This is a genomic window from Butyrivibrio sp. AE3009, assembly GCF_000420845.1.
Taxonomy (GTDB): domain Bacteria; phylum Bacillota; class Clostridia; order Lachnospirales; family Lachnospiraceae; genus Butyrivibrio.
The window spans coordinates 16,257-41,415 of sequence record NZ_ATVS01000031.1; the positions used below are offsets into that span (position 1 = coordinate 16,257).

A 25,159-nucleotide genomic window follows, 5' to 3' on the forward strand; every position below is an offset into this window, starting at 1 on the left:
TATGCAGTACCATGCTTTTATCATCAAGTACGCCGAGATCGGCTTAAAGGGAAAAAACAGATACGTCTTCGAGGATGCTCTTGTTAAGCAGCTTAAGAGAGTTCTTGAAAAGTGCGACGGAACCTTCAATATTTCCAAGGTTGCCGGAAGAGTATACATCGAGGCTGAGGACTTTGACTTTGACGAGACTGTAGGCGCTCTTCAGACCGTATTTGGCGTAACCGGAATCGCTCCTGCGGTTACCATTAAGAGAGACAATGAGAATCACCTTCCGGATCTGGAGGGAACAGCTCAGGCTGTAATTGATTTTATAGCCGGAGTATATCCGGACAAGAACAAGACCTTCAAGGTAAAATGCCGCCGTGTTGACAAGAGCTATCCTCTTGATTCCATGGAGATGGCAGCAGCTCTTGGCGGCAAGATCCTTGATGCTTATCCGGAGATGAAGGTTGACGTTCATAATCCTGAGGTTCTTATCAATGTAGAGATCAGAGAGAAGCTCAATATCTTCTCAGAGGTTATCCCCGGGCCCGGCGGAATGCCGATAGGAACTGCAGGTAAGGCAATGCTTCTTTTGTCGGGAGGAATTGATTCTCCTGTTGCGGGCTATATGATCGCCAAGAGAGGTGTTGATATTGAGGCTGTATACTTCAATGCTCCCCCTTACACCAGCGAGATGGCCAAGCAGAAGGTAGTTGATCTTGCCAAGGTTATTTCCAAGTACACAGGAAGCGTCAAGCTTCATGTCATCAACTTTACCGACATTCAGATGTACATCTATAAGACCTGTCCTCATGACGAGCTTACTATCATCATGAGAAGATATATGATGAGAATCGCTGATATGCTTGCCAATAAGTCAGGCTGCATGGGACTTGTAACCGGAGAGAGCATCGGACAGGTGGCATCTCAGACTATGCCTTCACTTATGTGCACAGGAGAAGTTGTTACCGATATGCCTGTTTACAGACCGCTCATTGCCTTTGATAAGCAGGACATCGTTGATATTTCGTTAAAAATCGATGCGTACGAGACTTCAATCCTTCCCTACGAGGACTGCTGCACGATCTTCGTTGCCAAGCACCCTGTAACCAAGCCAAGAGCTGACATTATCAGAAGGCACGAGGAGCTTCTGGCCGAGAAGATCGACGAACTGGTTCAGACTGCGATTGACACTGATGAAGTAATAGAACTGTAAAAACAAAGCCTAATGAAGATACACTAAAGAAGATATACCTGCCAATGGGCAAAAAAAGACCATCAACCGATATTGATTGATGGTCTGGAATATCTTTTTAAAATAGATCTAATCCATAAAGATTAGATCATGTAAGGCTTCAATACTTCGAGAACCTCATCTGCGCCGTCTTCTGCATGGATGTTAAGATCGATAGGCTTAGAAAGATCGAGTGAGAAAATACCCATGATAGACTTTGCATCGATAACGTATCTTCCGGAAACGAGATCGAAATCATAATCAAATTTCGTAATATCGTTTACAAATGATTTTACCTTATCGATTGAATTTAAAGAAATTTTTACGGTCTTCATTGCGCAAATACCTCCTTCTTTTCTTTATAGTAAACGTGTAAAGTACAAAAGTCAATGACTAAATTGACCGATTTGGAAAGAAAATAGCATATGTTAAATAACGTTAATAATCTGAAAATTGCATTACACAATCTTGGTTGTAAGGTTAATGGCTATGAAATGGACGTAATGGCCCAGCGCCTCAGGGAGGCAGGGGCTGTGATCGTGCCTTTTTCCGAGCAGGCAGACATATATATCATCAATACCTGTACGGTTACCAATATCGCAGACAGAAAGTCAAGACAGATGCTGCACAAGTCCAAGAAGAACAATCCGGACTCCGTTGTAGTGGCTGTTGGCTGCTATGTTGAGACTGACACTGAGGGTGTCAAAAAGGATGAGTGCATCGACCTCGCCATCGGCAATAACAAGAAGGCTGAGATCGTTGACATATTAAACAAGTACCTGGAAACAAGAGCAGCAAGATGCGGAGCCGGAGAGCAGGCGGCCGCCGATGATAAGACTCTCGGAGGAACTTCTATCATCGACATCAACAGCACCCATGAGTATGAGAGCATGTTTTTGTCAGAGCTTCCCGAACACACGAGGGCTTATATTAAGATTCAGGACGGATGTAACCAGTTCTGCTCATATTGCGTCATTCCTTATGCAAGGGGAAGAGTTCGCAGTAGAGACCAGCAGGAGATAATAAACGAGATCAAGGGTCTTGTTCAGAAGGGCTGCAAGGAAGTGGTCCTCACCGGAATTCATGTCAGCTCCTACGGCAGCGATTTTGAGAACAAGGATGTGAATCTCATAAGCCTTATCGAGCATATCAACGAGATCGCCGGTATCAGAAGGATCAGATTAAGCTCCCTGGAGCCAAGGATCATGACTGAGGACAATGTTAAGAGACTGTCCATGGTGGATAAGCTCTGCCCTCATTTCCACTTGTCACTCCAGAGCGGGTGCGATAGCGTCCTTAAGAGAATGAACCGCCACTACACAGCTGAGGAGTTCAGACAGGGCGTTGAGATATTGAGAAAATATTTTGACAGACCTGCCATCACAACTGACGTCATCGTGGGCTTCCCGGGCGAAACAGAGGAGGAATTCGATGAGTGCAGGAAGTTTGTCGAGGACATTGATTTCTATGAGATGCATGTCTTTAAGTATTCTCCCAGAAAAGGCACCGTTGCCGCAGGCATGAAGGATCAGCTCACAGACAGGGAAAAGAGTGCGCGAAGTGATGTACTGCTGCATCTTACCAAGACCCAGGCCGAGAACTACAGAAACAGCTTCATCGGCGAGAAACTGGAGATCCTCTGGGAGGATGAGGAAGAGATCAAGGGCAGGAAATATATGACGGGACACAGCGACAGATATGTCAAGGTGGCCATTCCCTCTGATTCTCCTCTGTGCATACCCTGCGTCACCGGAGAGATAACATCGGTAGTGCCGACAGGGTTTCTGAATTCTGATACATTGCTTATTTAAAAACCTTAGTGTAATATTAATATATATGCGCCGACATAAGTTCGGGCTTGAAGATGTTTTTTTCAAATAGAGCAAGAGGCCCCCGGGGCTAAAAAAATACACAAGGAAAGGTAGAGACAATATGGCAGAGCAGGATTTAGGAAACACCCAATTTTTTAAGGTTGAGGTTGAGCCGGAAACAGGCGTTAAGAAGGTTCTTTCTGTTGTTTACGACGCCCTCATGGAGAAGGGATACAATCCGGTTAACCAGATTGTTGGATACATCATGTCCGGAGACCCCACCTACATCACCAGCCACAAGGGCGCTCGCAGCCTTATCATGAAGGTTGAGAGAGACGAGCTTGTGGAAGAGATGCTTACTGAGTACATCAAGAACAATGATTGGGGACAGAAATAAGACCTGATGCGTATTATGGGACTTGACTACGGCTCCAGGACCGTGGGCGTTGCCATCAGCGACGAGCTGCTGTTAACAGCCCAGGCCAGGGAGATTATCCGCAGAAAAGAAGAGAACAAGCTGCGCAGGACACTTGCGCGTATCGAAGAGCTGATCGTGGAATACGGGGTGGAGAAGATTGTACTCGGACTCCCCCTTAACATGGATCAGTCTGATTCAGAGCGCTCTAAACTAAGCCTTGAGTTCAAGGACAAGATAGAGCGAAGAACAGGAATACCTGTTATTATGTGGGACGAGCGTCTCACCACAGTTGAAGCTGATGAGATAATGGATGAAGTCGGCATCAGGGGCAAGGATCGCAAGGAATATGTTGATATGATCGCAGCCCAGATCATACTTCAGGACTATCTCGACAACAGCAAGGATAAGGCCTGATATTATTAGGCCCACATGGAGAGTTTATTTTGGAAAAGATAGTATTTAGTCCGGATGGAGAAGAGTCAGTAGAATTTTTTTGCCTGGAACAGACTATTATTGGGGCGAAAACATATCTTCTCGTAACAGATGAGGAAGATGGTGACGGAGAAGCGCTGATACTGCGCGATGACTCCGATTTAAAAGATGAGGAAGCGGTTTACGTGATCGTAGATGATGACCTGGAGCTTGAAGCTGTCGCAGGTGTATTTCGTAAGCTTCTTTCTGAGGACGGCATAGATTTAGACATCTAACGGGGAATTGGTTTTTGTGTATCTCTATGCCCTCCGCCAAGATTATATGGAGGAACGAATTTGGCTAAAAAGAAAATTGAAAATGCGTCCAAGCTGCAGATCATCCCTTTGGGTGGTCTTGAGCAGATTGGAATGAACATCACTGCCTTCAGATACGAAGACAGTATTATTGTGGTGGACTGCGGTCTGTCATTCCCTGAGGATGAGATGCTGGGAATCGATCTGGTTATCCCGGATATCACCTATCTTCAGGACAACATCGACAAGGTCAAGGGCTTTGTAATCACCCACGGCCACGAGGATCATATCGGAGCACTTCCCTATGTTCTTCATGAACTTAATATTCCGGTTTATGCAACTCGCCTTACCATGGGTATCATCGAGCACAAGCTTGAGGAGCATAACCTTCTTAAGACAACAAGAAGAAAGGTTGTCAAATTTGGACAGTCCATTAACCTTGGACAGTTCCGTGTAGAATTTATCAGAACCAACCATTCCATCGTTGACGCAGCTGCTCTTGCAATCTATTCACCTGCAGGAACAGTGGTACACACCGGTGACTTCAAGGTTGACTATACCCCTGTTTTCGGAGATCCGATCGACCTTCAGAGATTCGCTGAGATCGGTAAAAAGGGCGTACTGGCTCTTCTGTGTGATTCAACCAACGCAGAGAGACCCGGATTTACTCCCTCTGAGAAAACAGTCGGAAGAGCTCTCAGAACTCTTTTTGAAGAGCATGAGAATTCAAGGATTATCGTTGCTACCTTTGCCTCCAACGTTGACCGTGTTCAGCAGATCATCAACGTTGCCCACAAGCACGGCAGGAAGGTTGTGGTGGAAGGCCGCAGCATGGTCAGCATCATCGATATAGCTCAGAAGCTTGACTGCATCAAGATTCCGGAGAACACACTTATCGATATAGATGAGCTCAAGAACTATCCTGAGAACAAGACGGTTATCATCACCACCGGAAGCCAGGGTGAGTCCATGGCGGCTCTTAGCAGAATGGCCAATTCTCAGCACAGGAAGATTACCATTGGCGCAGGAGATACGGTTATTTTCTCATCTCACCCCATTCCGGGTAATGAGAAGGCCGTTACCAATATTATCAACGAGCTGCAGATGAAGGGCGCGGATGTTATTTTCCAGGATGTTCACGTTTCAGGACATGCCTGCCGCGAGGACATCAAGCTTATCTATACCCTTGTTAAGCCCAAGTATTCAGTGCCTGTTCACGGCGAGTACAGACATCTTATGGCTCAGAGAAGCATTGCCAAGGAGCTTGGAATCCCCAAGGAGAATATCTTCATTCTTCACTCGGGAGAGATCCTCGAGATGGACGAGGAGAGCGCCAGGGTTAAGGGCAAGGTGCCTGTAGGAGCAATCCTGGTTGACGGTCTTGGAGTCGGCGATGTAGGAAATGTTGTACTTAGGGATAGACAGCACCTTGCGGAAGATGGTATTGTGATAGTTGTATTCGGAATCGATAACGACACCGCACAGCTTATTTCGGGCCCCAGCATTGTTTCACGAGGCTTTGTATACGTAAGGGAGTCCGACAAGCTGATAGACGATGCGACGGATCTTGTGCTTGATGAGGTCACTGAGGCCCTCGATAAGGGAATCACCGACTGGGGCAAGCTTAAGAGCATTGTCAAGGACGTTCTTAGTGACTACATCTGGAAAAAGACTAAGAGAAGGCCTATGATAATGCCTATAATCATGGACACAAATTATTAAGGAGCAATATGAGCATTAAAAGAATCGGCCTTGGTCTTCTGGATACCATCGTCAAGGTGGTATTTATTGTAGTCATCGCTATGCTTATCATGAAATATGCCAAGGTTGCTTATGACTACGGCTATCATACTTTTAACCAGACTCCCGTTTCTTCCGGAACCGGCAGAACTGTTACAGTCACCATAGGAAGGGGCGACGGTGCCAAGGAGATAGGTAGGAAACTGGCTGATGTGGGCCTTATTACCGACAGGAATCTTTTCTGGTTCCAGGAACTTCTGTCAGAGTATCACGGCATGGAGAAGCCCGGAACCTACGAGCTCAGCACAGCTATGACACCGGAGGAGATGCTGAGGATAATGTCAGCGGTTTCGGAGGGGGATGAGGATGCCGCAGCGGCTACTCCCGCAGTGGAACCCGAGGAATCGACAGAGACTGAGGAATCAGCACAGACAGAGGAATCAAACGGTGGTTGAACAGGACAGAATGAAAGCTTTCATCAATTCAATGGATGCGGGGAACGCTCCTTATCTTGATGAGCTTGAGAGAATAGCAATTAAGGATGAGGTGCCTATTATCCGTAAGGATACACAGGCACTTCTTAAGTTTTTAATGGCACAGGCAAGGCCGGTGAATATCCTGGAGGTGGGCTGCGCCATCGGCTTCTCGGCCCTTCTTATGGCTGAGTATTCCGGTGCGGATACCAGGATCACCACAATAGAGAAATATGAGAAGAGGATTCCTGTAGCCAGGGACAATTTTGATAGGTATGACAAAAACAAGAAAATCACACTTCTTGAGGGGGACGCACTGGAGATCTTAAAGACTCTGCCTGAGGGGTATGATTTTATTTTTATGGATGCAGCCAAGGGGCAGTACATCAATTTTTTGCCGGATTGTCTGAGAATCCTTAATAAAGGGGGACTGCTGGTGTCGGATAATGTCCTTCAGGACGGCGACGTCATCGAGTCCAGATTTGCAGTTACAAGGAGAGACCGGACGATCCATGCGAGGATGAGGGAGTATCTCTACGAGCTCAAACACAATGAGGCCCTTAATACAGTTATACTTACGGTGGGAGACGGAATGACGCTGTCTGTCAAGCTGTAAGCTTTGTTTGGAAATGGAGAAAGATTATGAAAAAACCTGAGTTACTTATACCTGCCAGTAGCCTGGAAGTGTTGAAAACAGCTGTTATTTTTGGCGCAGATGCGGTATACATCGGAGGCGATGCCTTTGGCCTCAGGGCCAAGGCCAAGAACTTCAGCCCCGAGGAGATGAAGGAAGGAATAGCCTTCGCCCATGAGCACGGAGTTAAGGTTCATGTTACTGTGAACATCCTTGCCCACAACTATGATCTGGACGGAGTTGAGAAGTATCTTCATGAACTCAAGGAACTTAAGCCTGACGCTCTTATTATCGCAGACCCCGGAATCTTCATGAAGGCCAGGAGAATCTGCCCCGAGATAGAGATTCATGTATCCACTCAGGCCAATAATACCAACTATGAAACCTACAATTTCTGGCATCAGCTGGGAGCCAAGAGAGTTGTCGCCGCAAGAGAGCTCTCTCTTAATGAGATCAAGGAGATCACTTCCAGAATACCCGAGGATCTTGAGATGGAGTGCTTCATTCACGGAGCAATGTGCATCTCCTATTCGGGAAGATGCCTTCTGTCCAATTACTTCACAGGAAGAGATGCAAACAAAGGCGCCTGCACTCATCCCTGCAGATGGAAGTATTCCATCGTGGAGGAGAAGAGACCCGGTGAGTATCTGCCGGTATATGAGAATGACAGAGGAACCTATATCTTCAACTCCAAGGATCTGTGCATGATCGATCACATTCCTGAGCTTGTGGATGCCGGCGTCGACAGCTGCAAGATCGAGGGAAGAATGAAGACAGCCCTCTATGTTGCCACCGTTGCCAGAACCTATAGGAAGGCAATAGATGACTATTTTGAGTCGGAGGAGAAGTACAGGCAGAACATGCCCTGGTATCTGGAGCAGATCTCCAAGTGCACCTACCGTCAGTTCACGACAGGCTTTTACTTTGGCAAGCCCAGTGAAGATGCTCAGATATATGATAACAACACCTATGTTAACGAATACATCTATCTTGGTATAGTGGGAGAGATAGATAACATAGGTTATGCCAAGATTGAGCAGAGAAACAAGTTCTGCGTTGGCGACAATATAGAAATCATGAAGCCCGACGGAACCGACGTCAAGGTAACCGTCAAGGCCATGTATAACGAAGAGGGAGAGAGCGTTGAGTCCTGTCCTCACTCCAAGCAGGTGATATATGTTGAATTGTCAGAGCCTGCGGAGGTTTATGACATCCTCAGAATGGAATCCGAGACCTGATATATATGATTCGCGATACAAACTTCAGAAAAAACACTACAGTTTTTTCTGAAGTTGTTGTATACTGTGACGGATTAAAATAAAAAAGCGTTACATATCAAAATTTTTGTACAAAGGGGTGCATAATGGGAGAGAGAGTTAACGTAGAAGAGATCTTTGGAGAGAACGTCTTTACCATCGAGAAGATGAGAGAGCGTCTTCCCAAGAATGTTTACAAGGAAGTTGTAAGCGTAATTGAGGGAGGCGGAGAGCTTTCCAAGACAAGCGCCGATGTGGTGGCCAATGCCATGAAGAATTGGGCTGTTGAGCACGGGGCAACCCACTACACACACTGGTTCCAGCCACTTACGGGAATCACAGCCGAGAAGCATGATGCTTTTATCGGAAGTCCCGACAAGGACGGCAAGATGATCACAGCTTTTTCGGGAAAAGAGCTGATCAAGGGTGAGCCTGATGCTTCTTCCTTCCCGTCAGGCGGCCTTAGAGCTACTTTTGAGGCAAGAGGCTACACAACCTGGGATATCACTTCACCGGCTTTCCTCAAGGAATCCGGCACCGGAGTTACTCTTTGCATACCCACTGCATTCTGTTCATACACAGGAGAAGCGCTGGATAAGAAGACACCGCTTCTTCGTTCAATGGAGGCTGTTAACAAACAGGCTCTCAGAATTGTTAAGCTATTTGGAAATACCAGAGCTACCAAGGTCAACGTATCCGTTGGACCGGAGCAGGAATATTTCCTTATCGACTGGGACAAGTCCATGAAGCGTGAGGACATCATCTTCACCGGAAGAACTCTCTTCGGTGCAATGCCTCCCAAGGGGCAGGAGATGGAGGATCACTATTTCGGAGTTATCCGTGAGAATGTCGGCGAGTTCATGAAGGATCTCAACAAGGAGCTGTGGAAGCTCGGAGTTCCCGATAAGACTCAGCACAACGAGGTTGCTCCCGGACAGCATGAGCTCGCACCTATCTATGAGACTGCCAATATCGCAGTAGATCACAACCAGATCATAATGGAGACCATGAAGCGTGTTGCAGAGCATCACAACATGAGATGCCTTCTTCATGAGAAGCCCTTTGCCGGCGTTAACGGCTCAGGTAAGCACGATAACTGGTCACTTTGCACCGACGACGGAGTTAATCTCCTTGATCCCGGTGATACACCCAACAAGAATGTTCAGTTTCTGTTTGTTCTTGCCTGCATTCTGAAGGCTGTTGACACTCATGCAGACCTCCTTCGCCAGAGTGCTGCCGATGTAGGAAACGACCACAGACTTGGAGCAGATGAGGCACCTCCGGCTATTATTTCCGTATTCCTCGGAGAGCAGCTTGAGGACGTTGTTAAACAGCTCATCGAGACCGGTGAAGCCAAGTCCAGCAAGAAGGGCGGCAAGCTCAAGACCGGCGTATCAACACTTCCTCAGTTTGAAAAGGACGCCACTGACAGAAACCGTACTTCACCTTTTGCCTTCACGGGTAATAAGTTTGAGTTCAGAATGGTTGGTTCTTCGGATTCCATGGCCAGCTCCAATACTACACTTAATACTATCGTAGCCGAGGCATTCTGCGAGGCAGCAGATTTCCTTGAGAAGGCCGATGACTTCGATATGGCTGTACACGACCTTATCAAGAAGTATCTCACAGAGCATCAGAGAATTATTTTCAACGGCGACGGATACTCCGATGAATGGAAAAAAGAGGCCGAGAGGCGCGGACTTCCCAATATCAAGTCCACCATCGAGGCAGCAGATACACTGACCTCCAAGAAGGCAGTAGAGCTCTTTGAGAGATTTGGTGTCTTCACAAAGACAGAGCTCTCTTCCAGACAGGAGATCATCTTCGAGAACTATGCCAAGACCATCAATATCGAGGCTCTCACCATGATCGATATGGCTTCCAAGCAGATCATTCCTGCAGTTATGAAGTACGCAGGACGTCTTGCCAAGGATGCGAACGAGATCAAGGCAGCAGGCGTAGATGCTACTGTTGAGGTATCTGAGCTCACTGAGATCCAGAAGGAGCTTACCAAGATGAAGAAGGCCCTTGAGAAGCTCAAGGCTGAGGAAGCCAAGGCCAGAAAGATCACTGAGCCCAGAAAGATGGCTTTTTATTACAAGGATCATGTTCGCCCTGTAATGGACAACCTCAGAGCACCTGCTGATGCGTTGGAGATGCTGGTTGCCAAGAATGATTGGCCGTTCCCTACTTACGCGGATCTACTTTTTGAAGGATAACGACTAAGGGGACAGTCCCCATCAACAAACTGTGAACAACAAAACCTTCCGATAATCTGAGAAGTTCACAATTTGTTAATGGGGACTGTCCCCTATATACAGCCTATTATTAAAAAAATAAAAAAATTTTAAAAAAGTGCTTGCATTTTTAAAAAAAGGTGCGTATAATACAATCTTGTCGATGGGCTATCGCCAAGCGGTAAGGCAACGGACTCTGACTCCGTCATTACGTAGGTTCGAATCCTACTAGCCCAGTTAATTCAAACGAGACTGGTTCATCAGTCTCGTTTTTTTTATAGGTAACAGGAGGCGCTCATGTATACCTTTGATTCCCGAATCAGATACAGTGAAGTGGATAAAAATGCTATTTTGACCCTGGAATCCCTGATAGATTATTTTCAGGACTGCTCCACCTTTCAGACCCAGCAGGGACCTGCAGACATTGCGTTTATGAAGGAGAGGAATGTGGCCTGGGTTTTGAACTTCTGGCAGATAGAAGTTAAGAGACTTCCAAAGCTCTGTGAAGAGGTTGTGATCGGTACCGTTCCCTATGAGTTGAAGGGCATGTTCGGTCTCAGGAACTTTTTTATGGATACGAAGGATGGCGAGAGGCTGGCAGTTGCCAATTCCATTTGGACTTTGTTTGATTTTGAAAAGCAGGTTCCGGCAAGAGTAATGCCTGAGATGATAGAGACCTATCCAACCGGTGACAAGCTTTCCATGGACTACGCAGACCGTAAGATTGCTATGCCTTCTGAGGGGGATCGGAGGGAATGCGAAGAGATAACGGTCAGGACCTACCATCTTGACACCAATGACCATGTCAACAACGGTCAATATGTCAGAATGGCCAAGGAATGCCTTCCGGATAAGAATATGAATATCACCTCCATGAGAGCTGAGTACAGAATGCAGGCAAGACTTGGAGATACAATTTATCCGGTTGTGGTTACAAACAGGCAATCGGCTCGAAAAGTATACACCATCAGCCTTAATAATCATGAGGGCAAGCCCTACTGCCTTGTGGAATTTAAGACCAGATAAATATTCGTTGAAAATGATTCGCAGAATCATTTATCATATATATGAAAAAAGCAATAAACTACAGAAGTAAACAGCATGTATGGGGACATGCTACCAACGAAAGGACGGAAGACAATTATGATTCAGATTGGAACAAAACAGACACTTACAGTTGTTAAGACAGTAGACTTCGGAGTATACGTGGCAGAACCCGGCAAGGAAGAGGAGAAGGTCCTTCTTCCCAAGAAGCAGGTACCTGCCGGCATTAAGGTTGGCTCTGAGATAGAAGTTTTTATTTACAAGGATTCCGATGACAGACCCATTGCCACCACTACCCAGCCCAAGATCATGCTAGGGGATGTGCGCGTGCTCAAGGTCAAGGAAACCGGCAAAATCGGTGCATTCATGGACTGGGGCCTGGAGAAGGACGTTCTTTTACCCTTCAGAGAGCAGACCAGGAAGGTGCACAAGGGCGAAGAGGTTCTCTGTGCTCTTTATGTGGATAAGAGCGGAAGACTCTGCGTGACAATGAACGTTTACCCTTATCTTAAGAACGAGAGCCCTTACAAGAAGGATGACAAGGTTATCGGCACAGTATATGAGATGAGCGATAACTTCGGAGCCTTCGTTGCGGTTGATGATATTTATTCGGGACTTATTCCCAAGAAAGAGCTTTACGGCAATATTCAGATAGGCGACAGCGTCAATGCAAGAGTTGCTTCGGTTAAAGAGGACGGAAGGCTTAACTTAAGTCTTCGTGAGAAGGCCTATCTTCAGATGGATACCGATGCAGACAAGCTCCTTGCCATGATGGACAAGCAGGGCGGTAAGATTCCTTTTACCGACAAGGCATCTCCCGAGCTTATCCGTGAAAAGACCGGAATGAGCAAGAACGAGTTTAAGAGAGCCGTTGGACGTCTCCTTAAGCAGGGACTGATAGAGATAAAGGAAAGTGCAATAGAGAAAAAATAACGCTAACGCCGATAAGGGGGCCAGTCCCCATTAACAAATTGTGAACTTCTAAGATTAACGGAAGACTATGTTGTTCACAGTTTGTTGATGAGGACTGGCCCCCCAATTAATAGTTGGCCACTACTCTACTCATACCCTGATGTCAATATTGTTCCCAAGATTAGGATCAAGTGAAGGGGCCGGAGCAGCCTCGATGGTATTAACCATTGCAGCTCCTGCGCTTTCCATGTTATCCAGACTCTTTGAGAGCATTGCAACACCAAAGTCATTCATTACTTTGTTCTGAGCAAGCGCCATTGATACAGCAGGAATATCCATAAGCACCTCCTTGTACTCTGCACCATGCGGGCCTATAAGGGGCCGGTGCGAAAACCAGATTATTCCTTATCTATAAATATATCGACTCATTTTCGTAAAACTTTATATCGCATAAACATCCATGATTACAAAAAGCGAAGGCTGTTTTTGGTGGTTTTGACGAGGAAATCAAAAAAATATACAAAAAACGCCTTTATAAAGGTGGATTTTTTTGTGTATTTATATTAAAATGTCTATAGTTTTTATTATTAGCAGTCCTATGCGGCTGCGGAAAGAGTGAAAGATGATTTCCAATCAGATTCTCCAGAATACAATTGACGGGCTTAAGACCATTGCCCATGTTGATCTTTGCGTTCTAGACCTTGACGGTAAGGAAGTGGCATCCACCACCTCGGATATGGGAGCCGTATCTGCAGTGGCCAGGGATTTTGTCAGCTCTCCCGCTGATTCCCAGGAAATTCAGGGCTATCAGTATTTCAAGATCTACGACGAGCAGCAGCTTGAGTATATCCTTATCTGCACAGGCAGCGGTGAGAACACCTATATGCTCGGCAAGATGATCGCTTATCAGATCCAGAGCCTTCTGGTGGCTTACAAGGAGCGATTCGACAAGGACAACTTCATCAAGAACCTGCTTCTGGATAACCTGCTTTTGGTTGATATTTACAGCAGAGCCAAGAAACTGCACATTCAGACCGACGCCAAGAGAGTCGCGATGATCATTGAGTCTGAGAACGGCCGTGACAACAACGCTCTGGAGCTTACAAGAACTCACTTCGGCAACGGCAATGACTTTGTCACCGAGGTTGACGAGGACAACGTGATCGTGGTCAAGGACGTAAGCGACTTCGGCAAGTCCGGAGATATCAGCAAGGCTGCAGAGGAGATGCTCTCTGTGCTTGAGAAGGAAGGTCTTTCAGGCGTACGAATTGCCTACGGTACCGTTGTAGGTGAGATCAAAGAGGTCAGCCGTTCCTTCAAGGAAGCCAAGATGGCCCTTGATGTAGGCAAGATTTTCTTCGATGAGCGCAAGGTGATCTGTTACAGCGAGCTGGGCATAGGAAGACTTATTTACCAGCTGCCCATTCCTCTTTGCAAGATGTTCATCAAGGAAATTTTCGGGGGCAGAAATCCTGATGACTTCGACCAGGAAACACTTACCACCATCGATAAGTTCTTCGAGAACAGCCTTAACGTTTCGGAAACCTCCAGACAGTTATTCATACACAGAAACACTCTTGTCTACAGACTTGATAAGCTTCAGAAGAGCACAGGCCTTGACCTTCGAGTGTTTGATGATGCCATAACCTTCAAGATCGCGCTTATGGTTGTCAGATACATGAAGTATATGGAGAGATTTACGTAAGCGAAGCGGAGTCATGCGTATATTACCAGGAACTTTTTGGGGGAGATTTATGGAAAGAGTTTACAGAAAAAGAAGAAATAACAGGCAGATACCCGAGGATGAGATCATCACGCTGGAGAACGTGACCAAATCTTATTCTACGGGTGCACCGGCCTTGAACGGAGTCAACCTTCACATCAAGAGGGGGGAGTTCGTATTTATCGTAGGTGACAGCGGATCCGGTAAGTCCACGCTTATCAAGCTCCTTCTTCGCGAGCTTGTGCCCACCGACGGAGAGATCACAGTTCTCGGCTACAATCTCAGGAGAATCAAACACAGGAAGATTCCCAAGTTCAGAAGAAATCTCGGAATCGTGTTCCAGGACTTCCGTCTTCTCAAGGACAGAAATGTCTATGAAAACGTAGCCTTTGCCCAGAGAATCGTTCAGGTTCCGGGCAGTCAGATCAAGAGAAACGTCCCATCAATACTGGCAACGGTTAACCTTGCCGGCAAATACAAAAATAAAATAAGTCAGTTATCAGGAGGCGAACAGCAGAGAGTTGCCCTTGCAAGAGCTCTGGTCAATAAGCCTGCCATTCTTTTGGCGGACGAGCCCACCGGTAACCTGGATCCCAATAATTCCTGGGAAATCATGAAGCTCATGGAACAGATCAACGAGAATGGCACAACCGTCATTGTGGTAACCCACAACAGAGAGATAGTCAATGCCATGAAGAAGAGAGTTATCACCATGAAGAAAGGCGTCATCATAGAGGACGAGGAAGAGGGTATGTACATCGATGAGGATTAGTAGCTTCTTTTATACCATAGGACAGGGATTCAAGAATCTTGGAAGAAACAAGTGGTACACACTGGCTTCTGTAGCCACCATCAGTGCATGCCTTTTCCTTTTCGGTATATTTTATTCAATCATTACAAATTTCCAGAACGTGGTTAAGACTGCAGAGGAAGGCGTCTCCGTAACGGTTTTCTTTAACGAGGGAACCAGCGAAGAGGAGATTCTGGCAGTTAAGAGCGACCTTGAGAAGAGGTCGGAGGTTAGAGAGATTGATTACGTTTCCGCAGACGCAGCCTGGGAAGGCTTCAAGGAGGAGTATCTTGGTGAGTACGCCGACGGCTTCACGGAGAACCCCCTTGCGGATTCAGCCAACCTGCAGATCTATCTCAACGATGTGTCGATGCAGCAGGCTCTTGTAACCTACATTGAGTCCATAACCCTTGTAAGAGAGGTTAACCGCTCCGAAGTAACAGCCACCACCTTGAGCGGTATCAACAAGCTGATAGCCTATGTATCTGCAGGAATTATCCTGATACTTCTTCTGGTTTCGATCTTCCTTATCAGCAATACCGTAACCATGGGTATTTCCGTCAGAAAAGACGAGATCAACATCATGAAGTACATAGGTGCTACCGACTTTTTCGTAAGAGCTCCCTTCGTTGTTGAGGGTATTCTCATCGGAATCATCGGATCACTTATTCCTCTTGTGATCATTTACTTTGTTTATACACATGCAATTGAATACGTTATTTCCAAATTTACGGTGCTGAGCTCACTCCTTAAATTCCTGCCGGTTGGTGTTATTTTCAACAAGCTTACACCTATATCACTGATAATCGGCATAGGAATCGGCTTCTTCGGCAGCTTTGTGACCGTAAGAAGACATCTGCATGTATAAAGAGTAAAAGAGGAATTTCTTTGTTTTGAACATACATTTGAAGAGACTATCAAAAAGAATACTGAATCTGTTTCTTGTTGCAGTCCTTCTGACAGCAGTGGCTGGACCCTCCATCAGGGCAGGGGCTACAGTCACCGAGGAGAGTATCAAGCAGAAGGAGAATCAGATCGCCAATTCCAAAAAAGAGCGCGACAGCCTTAAGAATGCCAAGACCAATCTTGAGAAGCTTAAGAAGGACCTTGAGACCAACAAGTCCAATCTGAACGCTTATATCAAACAGATTGACTCATCGTTGTCCGACATTCAGGCCAAGATCGATTCCCTCAATGAGCAGATAACCGAAAAAGAAGCTCAAATAGATGAGACCACACGGGAACTTGAGGAGGCTGAGATCACCCAGCAGAACCAGTACGAGGCCATGAAGAAGCGAATCAAGTTCATGTACGAGAAGGGGAACATCATTTATGTGGAGCTTCTTATTGAGTCCGGCACTTTTGCGGATATGCTGAACAAGGCTGAGTATATAGAGATGCTCTCTGAGTATGACAGAAATAAGCTCAATGAGTACATTGCCACCACGGACCTTATCAGAGTTACCAAGCAGGCTCTTGAGGAGGAAAAAGAGACTCTTGATGCCATGAAGGCTTCCAGCGAAGAGGAACAGGCCAATCTTGAGAGTCTTTTAAGTGCCAAGACCACAGAGCTAAACAACGTTAATGCCGATATCAGCAACAAGGAAGCGGCCATCGCCGAGTATGAAGCCCAGATCAAGGCTGAGAATGCAGCGATCGCAGCTCTGGAAAAAGAGGTTGCGGCTGACAAGGCAGCCCTTTACAGCAAATATACTTATGACGGCGGTATGTTCACCTGGCCCTGCCCCAAATACACCAGAATTTCCGACAACTACGGAATGAGAATACATCCCACTCTCGGAATTGAGAAGATGCATAACGGCATAGATCTGGCAGCTCCCGGAGGCAGCCCTGTTCTTGCGGCTTATCAGGGAACAGTTGTGGCCGCAGCCTATGAAGCATCCATGGGTAATTATATAATGATCAACCATGGAGGCGGATTATATACGATTTACATGCACTGCTCCGCTCTGTATGTTTCCAAGGGACAGGATGTGACAGCGGGAACCAAGATCGCAGCGGTGGGATCTACAGGAAGATCTACAGGTAACCATCTGCATTTTGGTGTACGTCTCAACGGCGCCTACACAAGTCCCTGGAATTACCTTAAATAATGAGGAGATTATGAGAAATGGATATGAACAATAATGATGTAAACAATCAGGACAACGGAGGCCGCAAATTTGCAGTCGGCCTTCTTGTAGGCTTTTTATGTGCCTGTCTGGTGCTGACGGGGGCCTATGTATTTCTGAATGCAGCAGGTTCCATGAAGAAGGGGGCACAAACCGCTTCATCCCAGGAACTTCTTGATAAGGCAACTCAGGACAAGATAGATCTTTTGAAGAAAACCATTGACGACAACTATTACAAGACCGATGTTGACATAGAGGATGTGAGAAACGGCATGTACAAGGGCCTTCTTGATTCCCTCGGAGATCCTTACTCCGTATACTACACAGAGGAAGAACTGGCTAAGCTCATGAGCGATACCCAGGGTGTTTACTACGGCATCGGCGCCTATGTGAGCCTTGATAACACCATCGGAATGCCAAGAATAGCAGGTGTTATTCCCGGAACTCCGGCTGAGGAGTCGGGTCTTGCCATTGATGATATCATCTATGAGGTTGACAAGAATTCAACCCAGGGTCTTACCCTTGAAGAGGTTGTCAATATGATCAAGGGACCTGAAGGTACCACCGTGCATCTGACACTTGTAAGAGGAACTAACAGCGATAATCTTGAGATTGACGTTGCAAGAGCCCAGATTGAGGTTCCAACCGTTAATACAAGACTTCTTGATGACAACATCGGCTACCTTCAGATCACTGAGTTTGACGATGTTACCTATGATCAGTTTGTAGAGGGAATGGCCGAGCTTAGAGGCAATGACATCAAGGGGCTTATAATCGACCTTAGAAGTAACCCCGGAGGAAACCTCTCAACTGTCTGCGATATAGCACGTCAGCTCCTTCCAAAGGGCACCATTGTTTATACCATGGACAGAGACGGTCACAGAGAGAACTATGATTGTGACGGCAAGCATGAGATAGATATTCCGGTAGTTGTTCTGGTCAACAAGTATTCTGCCAGCGCTTCTGAGATTCTTTCCGGAGCCCTTAAGGATTATGAGAAGGCAACTCTTGTGGGCACAACAACCTATGGCAAGGGAATCGTTCAGAGAATCATCAATCTCAAGGACGGCACTGCAGTCAAGCTTACAGTAAGCAGCTACTACACCCCAAGCGGCGTAAACATCCACGGAATAGGTATTGATCCTGACGTTGAGGTGGAGTACGATCCCGATTCCGTTGATTCCGAGAATAAGATGGACAATCAGCTTGAAAAGGGCATTGAGGTCCTCCAAAAACTTATTGACAACTAAATTGGATTATAGTATTAATGGACTGTGTCTAAGACACAGTCCTTATTTTTTTGTTATCACAGCCCGTTTCGGGCAACAATTCCCATTTTGGAAGTTGATTTGTACTTACTTGATTTTGGAAGGAAGGATTTTTTTATGAATGTGAAGGCATGTATATGTACGGATGCCGGTGACCATCGCAAAATCAATCAGGATGCGGCACTGGTGAAGGTAGCTAATTCAAGGAGTTTTGGAAGGATAGCGCTTATTGCAGTCTGTGACGGTATGGGCGGACTTCCAAAGGGTGAGGTTGCAAGCTGCAAGGCAATAAGAGCACTTGAGACCTGGTTCCACGAGGAACTGGTGCTTATGGTGAACATGAGCCTTGAGAGGTTCTGGGAGACTGCAGAGACTTCCTGGAACAGGCTGATTGCCAAGATCAACGGCGATATCAGAAGATACGGAAGGCACAGAGGTATCAGCCTTGGGACTACACTGACTGCTCTCTTGCAGGTGGGGAACCGTTATATGTTTATGAATATCGGTGATTCCAGGATCTATTACACCAAGGACGGTGACGTGGTGCAGCTTACTCGGGATCAGAGCCTTGCTCAGCGCATGGTGGATATGGGACATGCAACTGACGTGGATGACATTGATGAGGATAAGAGAAGCGTGCTTCTTCAATGCGTGGGCTCGCATACACCGCCGACGCCTCAGGTAGGAAAAGGCTTTTTTGACAAAAATACCACAGTGATAGCCTGCACAGACGGACTCTGGCGCAAGATCACAGGACAGGAACTGTATACGAGGCTGTGCCCTCAGATGTGCCTGACTGACGAAGATATGATGCATCAGTGCCGCAAACTCATCGACACCGTTCAGGAGCGGGATGAGAAGGACAATATTCTGGTAGCGGCCATGTGCCTGGAATTCTAGGAGGGCAGCCATGAACCGTGGAAAATACATGAAGATTAAGACTCTGGGGGAGGGCGGCAACGGCACTGCCATTCTCGCCAGAGACAGCGGCGGCAGGAAGGTCACTATCAAGAGGATCAAGGCTTCGGAAGGCCCGGACTACTGCGCTGCCAAAAAGAGCCTGGAGAACGAGGCGCAGATTCTGCGGGGCTTAAACCACCCCGGGATACCACAGTTTATAGAATATCAGGGTGGCTACCTGGTACTTGAATATATGCCCGGTGTCAGCGCCGAAAAGAAGATATTGCAAAAGGGGCTTTTTACCGAGAAGGAAGCTGCCGATATAGCCCTTAAACTTACAGATATTCTTGGATATCTCCATTCCGAGAAGATTCCTGTGATCTACAGGGATCTGAAACCCTCAAATATTGTAATAGGTCCGGGAGGCAAGGTGTCTCTGATTGATTTTGGAACCGCAAGGCTCTACAGAAAAAGCGACAGGGCTGATACAGCCAATCTGGGGACTCTTGGCTATGCCGCACCTGAGCAGTACGGTAATCTTGGACAGACCGACAAGAGAACAGATATATACTGCCTTGGAATGACTATGCTGCAGCTTGTGTCCGGCGTGGATCCAAGGGATGATGAGATGGTTTTTGCCTACAAAGCCGGAGGAGTAAAGGGAATATCCCCGGAGTTTCTTAAGATTATTGATAAATGTACCAGACCCGACAGGGAGGACAGATTTGAGGACGTCAGTGAAGTTGCGGCTGAGCTTAGGAGTTATCCGGGGAAAAAGAAGCTTAGAAAGATAAGGGGATGTGTGAAAGTGGCCCTTGCTTCTGCGGCGGTATCCTTTGTTCTGGCATTTGGAGTCGCTTCAGCCGGTGAGATTCAGAGCGTTGCAGCTTACGGATTTGAACAGAGACTCCCGATCATCAGGGAGAAGATGTATAACGTTAGGATAAGAATAGACGGATTTATGGGAAAACAGCTTGGAGAAAACGGATAATGATGATTTTTGTATATACTTTTATACTTGTATTTTTGGCAATGATAATGATATTGGGGGTTGGGTCTTATCTGGCGGATGATAGGAATGAGCCGGAGGATCCCCTAAGCGCAGGAGCGACGGCCTCTATGTGCACCACCAGACTTCTGGGCAAGGAACATGCCTTGCCCGAATATCTGGAGGATGATTTTGTGATCGAACAGGATCTGGTTTATACCTACGATTCTGTTAATCTGTGAAAAACTAGAAGAATGGTATTGTTATTGCTTATTTAATATGCCAAGGAAGGTCTTTGGCTCCTTAGGCTTGATGGTGAATTTGAGTGTTTTGGTGCCGCCGTAGATACCTCTTCCTCTGAGTACAACGCTGGCGGTGCCGGGTTTTGTATTGTTCCTGTATTCCTCCACCACGAAATCAGTATCCGGTTCAAGATAAGTACCGGGGTTCTTCTTGGTTCCGGTGGCAAACATCTCATGCAGATCGGAATAGGTGAGCTCTGTGGGATTACCGTCAAAGGTCTTAGGACTTATGCTCTTCCACACCGTAGTCTTACTGAGGTCATTCTTTTTGTCGTAGTACATATAATAGCCGAAGTTATCGCCGCAGTAATTGCCGAGGCCGGATATCGTCACCATAATGAGGCATGTTTTCCCATCTTCGGTCATTGGAGAATAGGAATTTGATTCATTGTCAGTCAAATAGGCTTCAATCTTATATTCAGTACCGGCCTTAAGCTTTTTGCCCTGAGGGTCTGTGATCGTTATCTGAGGATTCTCATAACCTTTTCCCTTCGTCGGAAGCTTGGCGGGGATAACTTTATCCTTAACTCTGACGGTCATATCGTCGATGGGGCAGCGGACAACAGTGAAGTCGCGGGTTATGGTTCCCTTGTATTTTCCCTTTCCTTTGATGATGAGTTTGGCGTTTTTGCTACCATCGGAAGGGGTAAGGCTCTTGTTGTTCTTATAGCTTATGGTGTAATCTCTGCCTTTTTCCAGGAGTACTCCGTTATCATACAGGATTACCCAGGATGGTGTAGCACCGCTCTTTGAGTATCTGACATAATTCTCATAGTAGATCTCGTTGTCTGCAAGAGAACTAAGGTCTTTGCCTTTCTTTATAGTGAAGGTTGCGGTTACGCTGCCGGTAAGTCCCTTGTCATTTCCTTCTACGGCGTTGAAGACAACCTCAGCTTTTCCCGGTTCAGTATTGTTTCTGACGCTGCTTACTGTGTAATCAGAACGCTCGGTGAGGGTTGTGGGTGTCTTTCCGTCAAGCTTAAGCTGCAGTGTGTAGGTCCCTGCCTCAGGGATAATAGCCTTGCCGGTGTAGGCGTAGGTATTTGGAGTAAAGGTCACCTTGGCATTCTGAAGCAGCTTATTTTTATCATTTATAACACTGAGATGGGCAGTCATTTTGCCGGTAAAATAGGATTTTGCATCCTTGGGTTCGATGATAATTGTGTACTCACCGGCTTCAGCTATAGCGGTTACTGCTTCTGAGGCGCCTTCCTTGAGATAACTTAATTTGAAAGTGCTTGCGCTTATTTCTTTACCGTCGTCACAGTTGTATTTTAATATCGGAACAGGCTTGATGCTCTTTCCTGTGTAGGCAGTTGTGGCATCAAGGGCAACAACATCGGATTCCTCGGCGGTATCTGACAGGGAGGCCTTCGCGATCCTATAGGTCTGAACTACGGGCTGGGTCTTGGAGTAGTCACCTTTGAAGGTGATGGTAAGCTTGCTGTCCTTGCCACTTATCTCAGTGGGTTTGGTGTTATTTGAGTAGGTGATCTTATAATCTTTTTCCGGGTTAAGAAGCTGTGTGCCGTCATAGACATCTATCTGAGGTGTCACAGGTACGCCCAGATAAGTATATTCCGGGAAAAGATTCTTTATCCATAGCTTTGAGGATACCGTAGTTATGTTGTTGTTGACATCGACGATCTTAACAGCAACTTCCTGACCGTTAACTTTTTCAACGATTCTTTTGCCGGACGGATCTTCTGTACATTCCTCAGTGAAGTCGTCGTTAGATGTAAAGTCTTCCGGAATATCTTTTACCGGTATGCTTACAGATCCTGCGTTACTGCTTAACATGATGTCCACATCGGAATCTATGCCGTCCATACCCGGGATGAGATAGAGCCACAGATAATGTCCGGGCTGGATCGTATATACCGTTGGAATCATGTGTATGGTGTAATCATAATAAGTATCAGCTGATATGCTTCCCTGGGTTGCAGTCCGTGGATAATAGCCGGCGTTGGGGCTTCCCAGATCTATCATACCCTTGGTGATGAGTTTCTTCTTTACAGGTGTCTGCTTGAAGGTCTCGATATTATAATTGGGTATTCCATCGCCTCTGTAGATTCCTTCGTATAGATACAGCGATCTGCTGATATTGGCAGATTCCAGGTTATAAGCAGGGAAGGAAGTGTCGGATATGTCATAGAGGAAGGCTCCAAGGACCATTCGCTTACCCTCTTCGGGAAGTGTGGGTACCTTGGCTTTGACAGTAACTGTGGCTTTGCCCTGAAGGGTGATCTCTTCGGGAACTCTTTTTACCAGTGATTCCCAGTAGAGGCCGTTTTCTTCATTGGCCTTAGGAGCATCGGCTTCAATGCCCAGGGCGCTGATATAGTCCTCCATGGTGAAATAAGGGTCATCGCCTGACATCATAATGTCACTGTAACCGTCATGATATTCGGGATTGGGCTCTTCGGTGTTTTCTTCCGGCTGGGCAGGATCAGCTGCGTCCGGATGAAGAAGAGTTAACTCCTCACTGTTGGCGAAATCATAGCGCAGGGCCTCATCGCCGTACCACTTGTCATATCTTAGGAAATCACCGTTTACATTACTCTGAACATATACAGGCGGAAGATCATTTGGCATGCCGTTGTCTACATCAAGAAGGTAGTGGCAGTACCATTTGTTCAGAATCTCTTCGTAGAACATTCCATCTATCATGATGGTCTCAAGGGTCTCATGGGCACCCTGGTGAAGGATCATTCTGACATCCTGACTGTTTCTTTCAAAGGCCTGTCTCATAAGGTCGGCCTGTTTGGCATTGACATTATAGTCGTTAAGTCCCGTAACTATAAGGGCAGGGATGTGAATCTTGTCGGAATAAGAGTACTCTCTGGATTCCCAGTAAGGACCGTAGTGACCGGCCAGCTTTTCCTGGGCGATGTTAAAGAAGCCAAAAAGCTTGGAACACAGGCTTCTTAGCGTTGCCTGGGCAGCGGATGCTTCTGCCTCCGAAGGGGCAGGTGTGAAGAATCTGCTGGCACAACCGGCTGCAAGAAAACTGGTATACCTGTTGTCTGCATAGTGGGAAACACCCTGAGTATTACTATATTCGTACCAGCTGGCAATTCCGGCTTCGGGAACTATAGTCTCAAGACCTTCAACGCCTGTGGCAGCAACCTCATAGGCCATGGTGCCGTTGTAGGAACAGCCCCTCATGGCCACTCTGCCGTTGGACCAGTCTGCTTCAATGGGAATGGTTCCGGCTTTGTCGGCGAAGGCATGTCTTCCTTCTTTGTGGTTGATCCATTCCACAACGTTCTTGAAGGCAGAAACTTCTGCAATACTTCCGCAGGTTTCAAGACCTTCAGAACCTTTGGTTCCAAGGCCCGCCGATTCGACAACGGCAAAACCTCGGATAAGGAAGTAGTCATGCCCTGTCAGACTATTGTAAAAGTAACCTGAGTTTTTGGGAGCATCAGGGTAATTGTAGAACCAGTTATGAGATGAAAATGCAGCTTCGTCATCTCTGCCTGCCAGTGCAGAGGAACTGATTATATCGCTTGCATTATAGGTGCGCCTTGCTCCGGCAGAAGTATCATACAAAGAAGACTCGTTCCAATTTCCCACTTCGTCCGCTGAAGCTCCCTGGGGAATTGTCGGGTCTTTGTCACTAAGACCGAGATCAGAACTGGTGCCTGCAAAATAAGGGCTGGCTTCAAATATGGTGGGAGCATCGTATTTCTGTTCCGCAGCGGCCCTGGGAACCTGGACTACTGCCTGAACAAGATCTTTTTTTCCATCTTCGTCGGTGTCATAATCGGTTTCCACGTATACTGCAAAACGAAGGATATCACTGTTTTTATTCGTGTAGCCGTCGGCAATCTCAGAATACTTGACCATGGGCTGGGCCATGCCATCCTCGATGATCATCTTTACGGCGGTTACTTCTTCTTTTTCCTCCTCTAAGTCCCAAGTTATTTCTTCTTCATCGAGGGATAGGGAGTCTTCTTCTAAGTCCAAAGAGTTATCTTCGCCATAGGTCAGAGATATCTCTTCATCGGATAGGGAGGGTTCATCTTCGATGGATAGAATGGAGTCATCCTCATCGGATAGAATAAAGTCGTCCTCATTGGATAGGACATTTTCGTCTTCATCGGACAGGACGTACGAGTCCTCTAAAAGGACGTCTTCCGCAGCGCTTACAGTGAACTGCGCAGCAGCAGGTCCTGAGACGATCATGGCCAGGGCCAGTACAACAGATACTTTTTTTCTCATTAACATACCTCCGGAAAATTGATGGTAGTGTCAAATTAACTACCCGTTTTTTAGTTCTAAAACCTTGATTTATCGGGAGTTCAAAATAAAAAGAGCATTGACCTCCCTTTTTGGTATAATGTCAGCGACCAAACTCACAAAATAACCAGGAGACAATGCTCGTGAACATTATACTTTATTTACTTCAAATCATTCAACAACTCTATCAGCAAAACTGCTGGCTGATTAATTTCATCTGCAGATATATACCTCTAAAGCAGTGGGCTTTCGATGATTCTCATTCTCCCAAATATCAAAAGTTCAAAGTCGATGAACTCCCTAAGATTGTCTATTACCATCAGGATTGGGACTGGAAAGATCTCA

Annotated in this window: 23 protein-coding genes, 1 tRNA gene and 1 pseudogene; 22 read left to right on the forward strand and 3 right to left on the reverse strand. The window is 46.5% G+C overall.

Features of this window, described 5'->3' with window-relative positions; translation table 11 throughout:
- The first annotated feature begins 1 nt into the window (after position 1).
- The gene (gene thiI / locus G588_RS0113880; protein WP_022779340.1) at positions 2-1,198 is read left to right on the forward strand and encodes a tRNA uracil 4-sulfurtransferase ThiI; all 1,197 of its coding nucleotides are present in this window, start codon (positions 2-4) and stop codon (positions 1,196-1,198) included.
- Positions 1,199-1,320: 122 nt separating this feature from the next.
- On the opposite strand, the gene G588_RS0113885 is transcribed toward thiI, so the two are convergent.
- Positions 1,321-1,551, reverse strand: a complete 231-nt coding sequence (locus tag G588_RS0113885) for an HPr family phosphocarrier protein (protein WP_022775464.1) — start codon at positions 1,549-1,551, stop codon at positions 1,321-1,323.
- 90 nt (positions 1,552-1,641) lie between these two features.
- On the opposite strand from G588_RS0113885, the gene mtaB reads away from it, so the two are divergent.
- The 12 genes from mtaB to G588_RS0113945 all read left to right on the forward strand — a co-directional run bounded on the left by mtaB (position 1,642) and on the right by G588_RS0113945 (position 12,487).
- Entirely contained in the window at positions 1,642-3,027 is a 1,386-nt protein-coding gene (gene mtaB, locus G588_RS0113890; protein WP_022779341.1) for a tRNA (N(6)-L-threonylcarbamoyladenosine(37)-C(2))-methylthiotransferase MtaB, read from the forward strand.
- Positions 3,028-3,148: 121 nt separating this feature from the next.
- On the forward strand, positions 3,149-3,424 hold the full coding sequence (locus G588_RS0113895; protein WP_022779342.1) for an IreB family regulatory phosphoprotein: 276 nt from the start codon (positions 3,149-3,151) through the stop codon (positions 3,422-3,424).
- A 6-nt stretch (positions 3,425-3,430) separates the two neighbouring features.
- Complete coding sequence (ruvX, locus tag G588_RS0113900; RefSeq protein ID WP_022779343.1) at positions 3,431-3,859, forward strand: Holliday junction resolvase RuvX; 429 nt, start codon at positions 3,431-3,433, stop codon at positions 3,857-3,859.
- A 29-nt stretch (positions 3,860-3,888) separates the two neighbouring features.
- A complete protein-coding gene (locus tag G588_RS0113905; protein WP_022779344.1) occupies positions 3,889-4,152 on the forward strand; it encodes a DUF1292 domain-containing protein in 264 nt (87 codons plus the stop codon).
- A 60-nt stretch (positions 4,153-4,212) separates the two neighbouring features.
- On the forward strand, positions 4,213-5,892 hold the full coding sequence (locus G588_RS0113910; protein ID WP_022779345.1) for a ribonuclease J: 1,680 nt from the start codon (positions 4,213-4,215) through the stop codon (positions 5,890-5,892).
- Positions 5,893-5,900: 8 nt separating this feature from the next.
- On the forward strand, positions 5,901-6,365 hold the full coding sequence (locus tag G588_RS20370) for an endolytic transglycosylase MltG (protein ID WP_022779346.1): 465 nt from the start codon (positions 5,901-5,903) through the stop codon (positions 6,363-6,365).
- Positions 6,358-6,999 (forward strand): O-methyltransferase, encoded by a 642-nt coding sequence (locus G588_RS0113920; RefSeq protein WP_022779347.1) that lies wholly within the window; start codon positions 6,358-6,360, stop codon positions 6,997-6,999. Before G588_RS20370 ends, G588_RS0113920 begins: the two co-directional genes overlap by 8 nt.
- 26 nt (positions 7,000-7,025) lie before the next feature.
- Complete coding sequence (locus G588_RS0113925) at positions 7,026-8,255, forward strand: peptidase U32 family protein (RefSeq protein WP_022779348.1); 1,230 nt, start codon at positions 7,026-7,028, stop codon at positions 8,253-8,255.
- 125 nt (positions 8,256-8,380) lie between these two features.
- Entirely contained in the window at positions 8,381-10,492 is a 2,112-nt protein-coding gene (locus tag G588_RS0113930) for a glutamine synthetase III family protein (RefSeq protein ID WP_022779349.1), read from the forward strand.
- 182 nt (positions 10,493-10,674) lie between these two features.
- Positions 10,675-10,747, forward strand: a tRNA-Gln gene (locus G588_RS0113935).
- A 60-nt stretch (positions 10,748-10,807) separates the two neighbouring features.
- Positions 10,808-11,536: an acyl-[acyl-carrier-protein] thioesterase gene (locus G588_RS0113940; protein ID WP_022779350.1), complete on the forward strand. Its 729-nt coding sequence runs from the start codon at positions 10,808-10,810 to the stop codon at positions 11,534-11,536.
- Between the two features lie 117 nt (positions 11,537-11,653).
- A complete protein-coding gene (locus G588_RS0113945) occupies positions 11,654-12,487 on the forward strand; it encodes a CvfB family protein (RefSeq protein ID WP_022779351.1) in 834 nt (277 codons plus the stop codon).
- Between the two features lie 129 nt (positions 12,488-12,616).
- Here the strand turns inward: G588_RS0113945 and G588_RS0113950 are convergent, their stop codons facing one another.
- A complete protein-coding gene (locus G588_RS0113950; RefSeq protein WP_022779352.1) occupies positions 12,617-12,805 on the reverse strand; it encodes a YjfB family protein in 189 nt (62 codons plus the stop codon).
- Positions 12,806-13,088: 283 nt separating this feature from the next.
- Here G588_RS0113950 and G588_RS0113955 point away from each other — a divergent pair, with 283 nt between their 5' ends.
- The 8 genes from G588_RS0113955 to G588_RS0113990 all read left to right on the forward strand — a co-directional run bounded on the left by G588_RS0113955 (position 13,089) and on the right by G588_RS0113990 (position 20,509).
- Positions 13,089-14,171 (forward strand): PucR family transcriptional regulator, encoded by a 1,083-nt coding sequence (locus G588_RS0113955; protein WP_022779353.1) that lies wholly within the window; start codon positions 13,089-13,091, stop codon positions 14,169-14,171.
- 103 nt (positions 14,172-14,274) lie between these two features.
- Complete coding sequence (gene ftsE, locus G588_RS0113960; RefSeq protein ID WP_026668795.1) at positions 14,275-14,961, forward strand: cell division ATP-binding protein FtsE; 687 nt, start codon at positions 14,275-14,277, stop codon at positions 14,959-14,961.
- Positions 14,951-15,847 (forward strand): permease-like cell division protein FtsX, encoded by an 897-nt coding sequence (gene ftsX, locus G588_RS0113965; protein WP_022779355.1) that lies wholly within the window; start codon positions 14,951-14,953, stop codon positions 15,845-15,847. The genes ftsE and ftsX overlap by 11 nt, the downstream gene beginning before the upstream one ends.
- Before the next feature lie 37 nt (positions 15,848-15,884).
- Positions 15,885-17,093, forward strand: coding sequence for a murein hydrolase activator EnvC family protein (locus G588_RS0113970; RefSeq protein ID WP_022779356.1), 1,209 nt, complete (start codon positions 15,885-15,887; stop codon positions 17,091-17,093).
- 17 nt (positions 17,094-17,110) lie between these two features.
- Complete coding sequence (locus tag G588_RS0113975) at positions 17,111-18,361, forward strand: S41 family peptidase (protein WP_022779357.1); 1,251 nt, start codon at positions 17,111-17,113, stop codon at positions 18,359-18,361.
- A gap of 135 nt (positions 18,362-18,496) precedes the next feature.
- On the forward strand, positions 18,497-19,279 hold the full coding sequence (locus G588_RS0113980; RefSeq protein WP_022779358.1) for a PP2C family protein-serine/threonine phosphatase: 783 nt from the start codon (positions 18,497-18,499) through the stop codon (positions 19,277-19,279).
- 10 nt (positions 19,280-19,289) lie between these two features.
- A complete protein-coding gene (locus tag G588_RS0113985) occupies positions 19,290-20,270 on the forward strand; it encodes a serine/threonine protein kinase (protein WP_022779359.1) in 981 nt (326 codons plus the stop codon).
- Positions 20,270-20,509 carry a hypothetical protein gene (locus G588_RS0113990; protein WP_022779360.1) on the forward strand — a complete coding sequence of 80 codons (240 nt, stop codon included), beginning with the start codon at positions 20,270-20,272 and terminating at the stop codon, positions 20,507-20,509. The genes G588_RS0113985 and G588_RS0113990 overlap by 1 nt, the downstream gene beginning before the upstream one ends.
- A gap of 21 nt (positions 20,510-20,530) precedes the next feature.
- On the opposite strand, the gene G588_RS0113995 is transcribed toward G588_RS0113990, so the two are convergent.
- Positions 20,531-24,796 (reverse strand): CocE/NonD family hydrolase, encoded by a 4,266-nt coding sequence (locus G588_RS0113995; protein ID WP_022779361.1) that lies wholly within the window; start codon positions 24,794-24,796, stop codon positions 20,531-20,533.
- A gap of 161 nt (positions 24,797-24,957) precedes the next feature.
- Between G588_RS0113995 and G588_RS23450 the strand changes: the two are divergent.
- Positions 24,958-25,159, forward strand: a pseudogene (locus tag G588_RS23450) (transposase); the annotation flags it as partial.

Coding starts and splice junctions, on each gene's coding strand:
- thiI (WP_022779340.1), top strand. CDS start 2: ATGCAGTACCATGCTTTTATCATCAAGTACGCCGAGATCGGCTTAAAG.
- G588_RS0113885 (WP_022775464.1), bottom strand. CDS start 1,551: ATGAAGACCGTAAAAATTTCTTTAAATTCAATCGATAAGGTAAAATCA.
- mtaB (WP_022779341.1), top strand. CDS start 1,642: ATGTTAAATAACGTTAATAATCTGAAAATTGCATTACACAATCTTGGT.
- G588_RS0113895 (WP_022779342.1), top strand. CDS start 3,149: ATGGCAGAGCAGGATTTAGGAAACACCCAATTTTTTAAGGTTGAGGTT.
- ruvX (WP_022779343.1), top strand. CDS start 3,431: ATGCGTATTATGGGACTTGACTACGGCTCCAGGACCGTGGGCGTTGCC.
- G588_RS20370 (WP_022779346.1), top strand. CDS start 5,901: ATGAGCATTAAAAGAATCGGCCTTGGTCTTCTGGATACCATCGTCAAG.
- G588_RS0113925 (WP_022779348.1), top strand. CDS start 7,026: ATGAAAAAACCTGAGTTACTTATACCTGCCAGTAGCCTGGAAGTGTTG.
- G588_RS0113930 (WP_022779349.1), top strand. CDS start 8,381: ATGGGAGAGAGAGTTAACGTAGAAGAGATCTTTGGAGAGAACGTCTTT.
- G588_RS0113940 (WP_022779350.1), top strand. CDS start 10,808: ATGTATACCTTTGATTCCCGAATCAGATACAGTGAAGTGGATAAAAAT.
- G588_RS0113945 (WP_022779351.1), top strand. CDS start 11,654: ATGATTCAGATTGGAACAAAACAGACACTTACAGTTGTTAAGACAGTA.
- G588_RS0113950 (WP_022779352.1), bottom strand. CDS start 12,805: ATGGATATTCCTGCTGTATCAATGGCGCTTGCTCAGAACAAAGTAATG.
- G588_RS0113955 (WP_022779353.1), top strand. CDS start 13,089: ATGATTTCCAATCAGATTCTCCAGAATACAATTGACGGGCTTAAGACC.
- ftsX (WP_022779355.1), top strand. CDS start 14,951: ATGAGGATTAGTAGCTTCTTTTATACCATAGGACAGGGATTCAAGAAT.
- G588_RS0113975 (WP_022779357.1), top strand. CDS start 17,111: ATGGATATGAACAATAATGATGTAAACAATCAGGACAACGGAGGCCGC.
- G588_RS0113980 (WP_022779358.1), top strand. CDS start 18,497: ATGAATGTGAAGGCATGTATATGTACGGATGCCGGTGACCATCGCAAA.
- G588_RS0113985 (WP_022779359.1), top strand. CDS start 19,290: ATGAACCGTGGAAAATACATGAAGATTAAGACTCTGGGGGAGGGCGGC.
- G588_RS0113990 (WP_022779360.1), top strand. CDS start 20,270: ATGATGATTTTTGTATATACTTTTATACTTGTATTTTTGGCAATGATA.
- G588_RS0113995 (WP_022779361.1), bottom strand. CDS start 24,796: ATGAGAAAAAAAGTATCTGTTGTACTGGCCCTGGCCATGATCGTCTCA.